A 6,877-nucleotide genomic window follows, 5' to 3' on the forward strand; every position below is an offset into this window, starting at 1 on the left:
GTCCTCCTCATACTTTCAAAGCTTCAGAACTCTCATTCATCCGCTTATTCAGCCACTGTTTAAGCTCATCCGCCGAAGAATAGACGAGCTTTTGCTCCAATTCAATCAGGCGCTGTTTTTTCCGGTACGTTTCAGAATCTGTTAAATCCCGTTTTGCCGCACCATGTACAACAGATAAAACACCATTCTCTATTGTAACAAAACCGAGCTCAAAAAACACCTTTGTCATAAAATCGATTGTATCTTTTGTCCACCCTTTATGCCTGGCCAGCTCTCCGCCGTATTTCGCCAGGTCAAAAGAGCCTCTTTTCAGAAGAAAAGCATAATACCATTTAAAATAATCCCTTGTCGGAAATGTGGAAAAAAAGTGATCATCAGATTGGTTGAAAATTAAATACATCCGCTCCAGCCGTTTTTCTTTTACAGCATGGTCAAATATATCAATCGATTGCGGCGTATCGATAAAAACGGCATAGCGATTATGTAGATCGAGCTTCATTGCCTCTTCTTCGCTTCTGATCACAATCAGCTCATCACGCAGGCCGGTATCCGCCAGTTTTGTTTTTGTTTCCTCCCGAAAACAAATGAATGAACGCTTTTCAGGGTCCAATTTCAGAATTTTTTCTTCCCATGACCGCTTTCCTCTTAAATCAAAGAGCTGCCATTCTTTTACGGCTGCATCTTTTATCATCAATTGCGGTTTTTTTCTATTGTTCCATTCGTTGATCGACAGTTCGCCGACGAGAGAAATCTTCGCTCCGGGAACGACGTTTTCTTCGATTTCCCCTTTATAAAAACCGACGCAGTCCAGCTTCGCCTGTCCATCGGCAAGCATGAGCTTCAAGTGATTTTGATTGGCGCCGATTTTTCTCGCTTCTTCGATTTCGGCCTCTTCCACGAGTACGAAAGGCTTCGGGTTTCCCGTGCCGAATGGAGCGAGCATATTCATTTCAGCGATGCTGTCAACCGTAATATCCTCCAAGCGGCAGCAAAGGTCGACTTCCTGCACGGGAATGAAATCTTCCTCCGTCAAGACGGCTTCGGCCTGACGATTGATCCTTTCCCTCAGTACCTCGACGTCTTCCTGATCGAGCGTCATCCCGGCCGCCATCGGATGGCCGCCGAAATGCGGAAGGATGTCCCGGCATTCCGAGAGGTTTTGAAACAGGTCAAAACCTTTGATGCTGCGCGCAGATCCTTTGGCGATGCCTTTTTCTTCATCGATTCCGAGTACGATGGCCGGCCGGTAAAACCGTTCGACAAGCTTTGAAGCGACGATCCCGACCACTCCGGGATTCCAGCCGGGCTGCGCAGCGACGATAACTGATTGGTCAAGACCTTGCTCCTCTATCATTTGAACAGCTTCATCGGTGATCTGATTGACGATTTTTTGCCGCTCTTTATTTAAGCTGTCAATTTCTGCGGCAAGCTCTTCCGCTTCTGTTTCATCCTCTGTGTTCAAAAGGTGAACGGCCGGATCAGCCTGCTCAATTCTGCCGACGGCATTGATGCGGGGCGCGATTTGAAAACCGATCGTTTCTTCATTCGCCTGCTGAATCTCCGCTCCCGCGATCTTCGCCAGCGCTTTTAAGCCGGGCCGCTTCGTTTTCTTAAACTGTGCGATGCCAAGCTTGGCGATGTGCCTGTTCTCATCATGAAGCGGCACAAGGTCGGCAATCGTCCCGATGGCGCACAAGTCGAGCAGCTCTTCGGGAACCTCTCCGAGAAGCGCGTGGGCAAGCTTGAATGCCACCCCGACGCCGGCAAGCTCTTTAAACGGATAGCTGCAGCCGGGCTGCTTCGGATGGACGATCGCATACGCATCAGGTAAAACCGGTCCCGGTTCGTGGTGGTCGGTGATAATCAGGTCGATGCCGAGTTCTTTGGCGACATCCGCTTCATGAACGCCGGCAATCCCTGTGTCCACCGTGATGATCAAAGAACAGCCCTGTTCTTTGAACTGGCGGAAAGCGGCTTCATTGGGACCGTAGCCTTCTTTAAAACGGTCCGGTATATAAAAATCGACGTTTGCTCCAAATGTTTTTAAAGCCTGCAAAAGGACGGTCGTACTTGTCACACCGTCCGCATCGTAATCTCCATAAATCATCATCTGTTCGTGTTCCGAAATTGCCTGTTTGATTCGCCGTACAGCTTTTTCCATATCTTTTAGCAGATAGGGATCATGAAAGACAGCATCTTTGCCATATAAAAACGAAGCTGCTTTATCGGCTGTATCATAGCCTCTCATGACAAGCAATGAGGCGGCAAGGGGAGTGATGCCCAATTCTCCGGAAAGCGACTCCACCTTTTCTTTGTCGGGCGTTTGCACGTCCCAACGCATTTTTGACGCTAACATAAATTCACCCCTCAACCACCCTATTATACTAGAGTCGGCTGAGGGGATTCAATTTTTTTCGTACATTCTTCAGTCGTTCGAATCAGCGGATGCGCGCGGCTCTGCCTCAGCTTCCGATTTTTTTGCCTGTTCTTCTTTTCTGAGCGCCCTGAGCTCCCTCTTCAGTCTCATCAACTGAAAAGCGCCGGCAGAGCCGATGATGAGCGCACCCATCAGCACCGAAACCAAAATAACGAGAATCAAAGGCCATTCGGCTGTTGCGAACAGAAAATCGACCTTTACAGGCTCTACATTGATAACCGCAAAAATCGCGACGACCAGCGTAAATATAAGTGCAGCAATTAACGTCCATTGTTTGTTCATCATAAATCACCCCATTCACGTAGCAATGCTCCATTTGTAAACAAGAAAACAAGGCGCACCTTTATAAGAACACGCTTACATATAAATTACCCTGACGCGGTCAGCTTTTCCTGAATGAGGCGTCTTAATTCTTTTTTTTCTCCGGAAATCACCAGCGTATCACCTTCATTCATCATCGTCTCTGAAACCGGGTTTAGAATTTTGTCACCGCCTTTTTTGACGACGCCGATCACGGTGACGCCGTAGTGTTTGCCGATTCCGAGGGAACTGATCGTTTGCTGTGCGGCCTCTGATCCAGCTTCTATTTTAAACCATTCGATTGCCAGCTCATCAATGGCAGCTTCGACTGTTTCGATTGCCCTTGGCTTGTACGCGACGCCTCCGAGGATCGCCGATATTTGCCTTGCCTCATCATCATCAAAGCACATGGATGACACGCATTCTTCATCATCATGTTCATGGAAGTGATACAGCTCTCTCATTCCGTTTTCATGAAGAATAATCGTTATCTTTTCCGCGTCGCGCGTAAACATTTCTACTTTTCTGCCGATGCCGGGCAGATCAAATTCGCGCATTCTCATAAACGTCCACCTCTTCTGTGTTATGTCCTTAAATACGTGCGTGTTCGGAGTCTAGTCATTATAGCAAAAGTCATTTTTAAGATCAATCAGGCCGATAAACAGCTAAAAAGGACTGTCCAGAGCATGGACAGTCCTGATGTTTAGTCTTCTTTCGTCTTTTGTTTCGGTTTCTTTAATTCCCGGCCTTTCCATACAAGCCAGATTTGGGCTGCGATGTACAGCGATGAATACACGCCGCTTAAAAGACCGACCAAGAGCGCGATCGAGAAGTTTCGAATCGACGGAGCGCCAAAAATGAGAAGCGTGATGACAACGATGACGACGGTCAGCACCGTATTCACCGAACGGGTGAAAGTTTGCTGCAAGCTTAAGTTTACGATATGCGACAGATCGCTGAACGTTTTCGGCTTGCGCTTTTTCACATGCTCTCTGATTCTGTCAAATGTAACGATCGTATCGTTGATCGAATAACCGATAATGGTCAGTACCGCGGCAATGAACGTAACATCAACCTCGAGCCTTGTGAGGCTGAAGACGGCGATGATGAAAAATGCGTCATAAAGCAATGAAGCAATCGCCGCAATCGCCATCTTGTATTCGAAGCGGATCGATACGTACAAAATGATCCCGATCGAGGCGATGATCACCGCATAAAGCGCGTTTCTTGCCAGCTCCTTGCCGACGGTCGGCGATACGGTGCTTACGTTCGGCTCGGTGCCGTATTTGTCTTTAAAATAGTCTTTCACTTCGGCAATTTTCTTTTGGTTCGGTACGCCTACAAACCTAGCGACACCATGATTCTCTTTTTCTCCTGAGAGGACGATCGAATCGGGTTTGAGCCCAAGATGTTCAAAATCGCTTTCGAGCTGTTCGGCTGACAGCTTATGGCCGCTTTGAACTTCGATTCTTGCCCCGCTGGAGAAATCGATGCCGAGGTTCAGCCTGAATATAAGCAGAACGACGATTCCCGCGGCAAGGAGTATGCCTGAAAACGCGAAGAACCATTTGCGCTTGCTGACAAAATCCCATTTGTCAAACGGCGTCGGCGGCTCCGTATGTTCATCCGTTTTTGTGATATCCAAGATGTCTTTTTTCCGGACGCCGAACCAGCCTTTTTTCCTGTCGAGCCAGCGGCTTTCAACGAGCAGGCCGAGCAAAAATCTCGATAGGAAAACGGCCGTGATAAAGCTTGTCAAAATCGACAGAACGAGCATCGTCGCAAACCCTTTGACAGAACTTGTCCCGAAGGCGAATAAAACGGCTCCGGCCAGTATCGTCGTAATATTCGCGTCAAAAATCGTCGCGAACGACCGCCTGTTACCTGCCCTGAAAGCGGAGCGAACCGATTTTCCGAGCTTGATCTCCTCTTTGATCCGCTCATAGGTAATAATGTTGGCGTCAACAGCCATACCGACCCCGAGGATAAGAGCCGCGATCCCCGGAAGTGTGAGGACGGCGTTCATCCAGTCAAAGATCTGCAGGGTGATATAGATGTAGACTGACAGCGTAATGACTGCAATCAATCCAGGCAGACGGTAATAAAAAAGCATGAATAAGAAAATAATAGCGATACCTACAGCTCCGGCAAACACAGTATCGTGTAGAGCCTGTTCCCCAAACTGCGCACCGACTGATGTCGAGTACTTCTCAGTCAATTTGACGGGAAGGGCTCCGGCGTTCAAAATGCTCGCCATGTCTTTGGCTTCCTGAATCGTGAACTTCCCTTCGATCATAACGTCTGAGGTATTCAGCACCTGGCTTACGTTTGGTGCAGAAATATATTTGTGATCCGCCTTTTGCGATTCCTTCTTAAATGAATCGCCTTTTTTGTAGTCAAGCCAGATGACAAGCTGGTTATTCGGCTGCATGGCCAGGACTTTCTTCGTCACTTCGCCGAACTTGTCCGCATCCTTCAGCTTGATCGTAACGATCGGTTCATTCGTATCCGGCTTAAACGACTGCTTTGCGCCGTTTTCGACGAGATCCGAACCGTTCAGAAGCTCCTTGTCATTCGTATCCCTGAAGGTAAGCTCGGCCTGTGTTGATAAAATTTCCCGCGCTCTGTTCTGATTGTGGACGCCTGCAAGCTGAACCCTGATCCGGTTGTTTCCTTCAATTTGGATGTTCGGTTCGCTTACGCCCAGCACGTTCGCCCTTCTGTTCAGCGCCTCAACCGTGCTGACGAGGACGTCTTTGTTGATCTTATCACCTTTTTTGGCAGGGTGAACTTCATACAAAACCTCAAAGCCGCCTTGAAGATCAAGGCCGAGACTGATGTTTTCGGCAGCCGGCTTCGTCAAAATTCCAAGTCCAGTACCGATCAATAGAACGGTAAGGAAAAACGCAATCAAGCGTCCTTTTTTCATTATGTATTTCCTCCTTAAATCAACCCAAAAAATCGACGGTCACTTCAGCAGCTCGTCGAGCATGTCCTGCCCTTCTTTGCTGTCGAGTAAATTAGACGTTTTAAACGATTCTACGGTTGCATAGTTCATAAATTCGCCAATTTTCACTGATAAAATATCGTCAGCCAGCTGATGAATTTGGACATCCTTATGATTCTTCCATTTCTTATTCAATAAGTATGACCATAATTCCTTTATTTCAATATCATCATAACCCAGGATCATAAATTCTTCCAGCTTGCTGAGAAGAAAAGGCTTTAAATGGTCTTTATACATATCAGCCGGATGTTTGTCCATGCAAAGCCACGCTCCTTTCACATTTTTTCAGAGAGACTTGTCATGCTTGGACGATGTATGCGCATATCTTATTGTATATGATTAAAGGTTGTTTGAGAAGGCAGGGGACTAAGAAATGACCAAGCAAACGTTTTTAAAAGGCACGCTCATTTTAATAGCAGCAGGTTTGATTACGAGAATGCTCGGCTTTATCAACCGGATCGTGATCGCAAGATTCATCGGCGAGGAAGGCGTAGGCCTTTACATGATGGCGGTACCGACGTTTTTCCTCGCGGTGACCCTTACCCAATTCGGCCTCCCCGTCGCCATCAGCAAGCTCGTGGCGGAAGCTGAAGCCAGGGGCGACCGCAGGAAGACGAAGCAGATTTTAGTCATGTCGCTGGCGATTACGGGCGCGCTCAGCGCGCTCATTACCCCGGTGTTCCTTATTTATGCGCCGCTGATGGCCGAAACGCTTTTTACGGATGAAAGAACGCTTTATCCGCTTTTGGCTGTCACGCCTGTCGTCCCCATTATCGCGGTTTCCAGCGTGCTGAGAGGCTATTTTCAAGGAAAACAGAATATGAGGCCGCTTGCCGTTTCCCAAGTTCTTGAACAGATTGTCCGCATCTCGCTCGTGGCCGTCTGCACAACGGCATTTCTGCCGTTCGGCATCGAGTTTGCGGCAGCCGGGGCGATGCTGTCTTCTGTCTTCGGAGAACTCGCTTCCCTGCTTTATTTGTTTATCGCTTTTAAATATAAAAAGAAAATCAGAATTCGAAAACGGTTTTTTCAGTCATTGAAATCGGGGCGGAGCACGTTTTTTGAGCTGATGAGCGTCTCGCTTCCGACGACCGGCAGCCGGTTTATCGGGAACTTGTCCTGGTTCTTTGAAC

Annotated in this window: 5 protein-coding genes and 1 pseudogene; 1 reads left to right on the top strand and 5 read right to left on the bottom strand. The window is 47.9% G+C overall.

What is annotated here, in order from left to right:
* Positions 1–7: 7 nt before the first annotated feature.
* The 5 genes from recJ to V7126_RS04470 all read right to left on the bottom strand — a co-directional run bounded on the left by recJ (position 8) and on the right by V7126_RS04470 (position 6,002).
* Positions 8–2,356 (bottom strand): single-stranded-DNA-specific exonuclease RecJ, encoded by a 2,349-nt coding sequence (gene recJ, locus V7126_RS04450; protein ID WP_216899098.1) that lies wholly within the window; start codon positions 2,354–2,356, stop codon positions 8–10.
* Between the two features lie 69 nt (positions 2,357–2,425).
* The gene (locus V7126_RS04455; RefSeq protein ID WP_046132104.1) at positions 2,426–2,719 is read right to left on the bottom strand and encodes a LapA family protein; all 294 of its coding nucleotides are present in this window, start codon (positions 2,717–2,719) and stop codon (positions 2,426–2,428) included.
* An 86-nt stretch (positions 2,720–2,805) separates the two neighbouring features.
* Positions 2,806–3,300, bottom strand: a complete 495-nt coding sequence (locus V7126_RS04460) for a cation:proton antiporter regulatory subunit (protein ID WP_046132103.1) — start codon at positions 3,298–3,300, stop codon at positions 2,806–2,808.
* Positions 3,301–3,440: 140 nt separating this feature from the next.
* Positions 3,441–5,666 (bottom strand): protein translocase subunit SecDF, encoded by a 2,226-nt coding sequence (gene secDF, locus V7126_RS04465; protein WP_175075644.1) that lies wholly within the window; start codon positions 5,664–5,666, stop codon positions 3,441–3,443.
* Between the two features lie 39 nt (positions 5,667–5,705).
* Positions 5,706–6,002, bottom strand: a complete 297-nt coding sequence (locus V7126_RS04470) for a post-transcriptional regulator (RefSeq protein ID WP_046132101.1) — start codon at positions 6,000–6,002, stop codon at positions 5,706–5,708.
* 169 nt (positions 6,003–6,171) lie between these two features.
* Between V7126_RS04470 and V7126_RS04475 the strand changes: the two are divergent.
* Positions 6,172–6,877, top strand: a pseudogene (locus V7126_RS04475) (oligosaccharide flippase family protein); the annotation flags it as partial.

Origin of the sequence: Bacillus sp. JJ675, from assembly GCF_036963165.1 — a bacterium.
GTDB classification, from domain to species: Bacteria; Bacillota; Bacilli; order Bacillales; family Bacillaceae; genus Bacillus; species Bacillus glycinifermentans.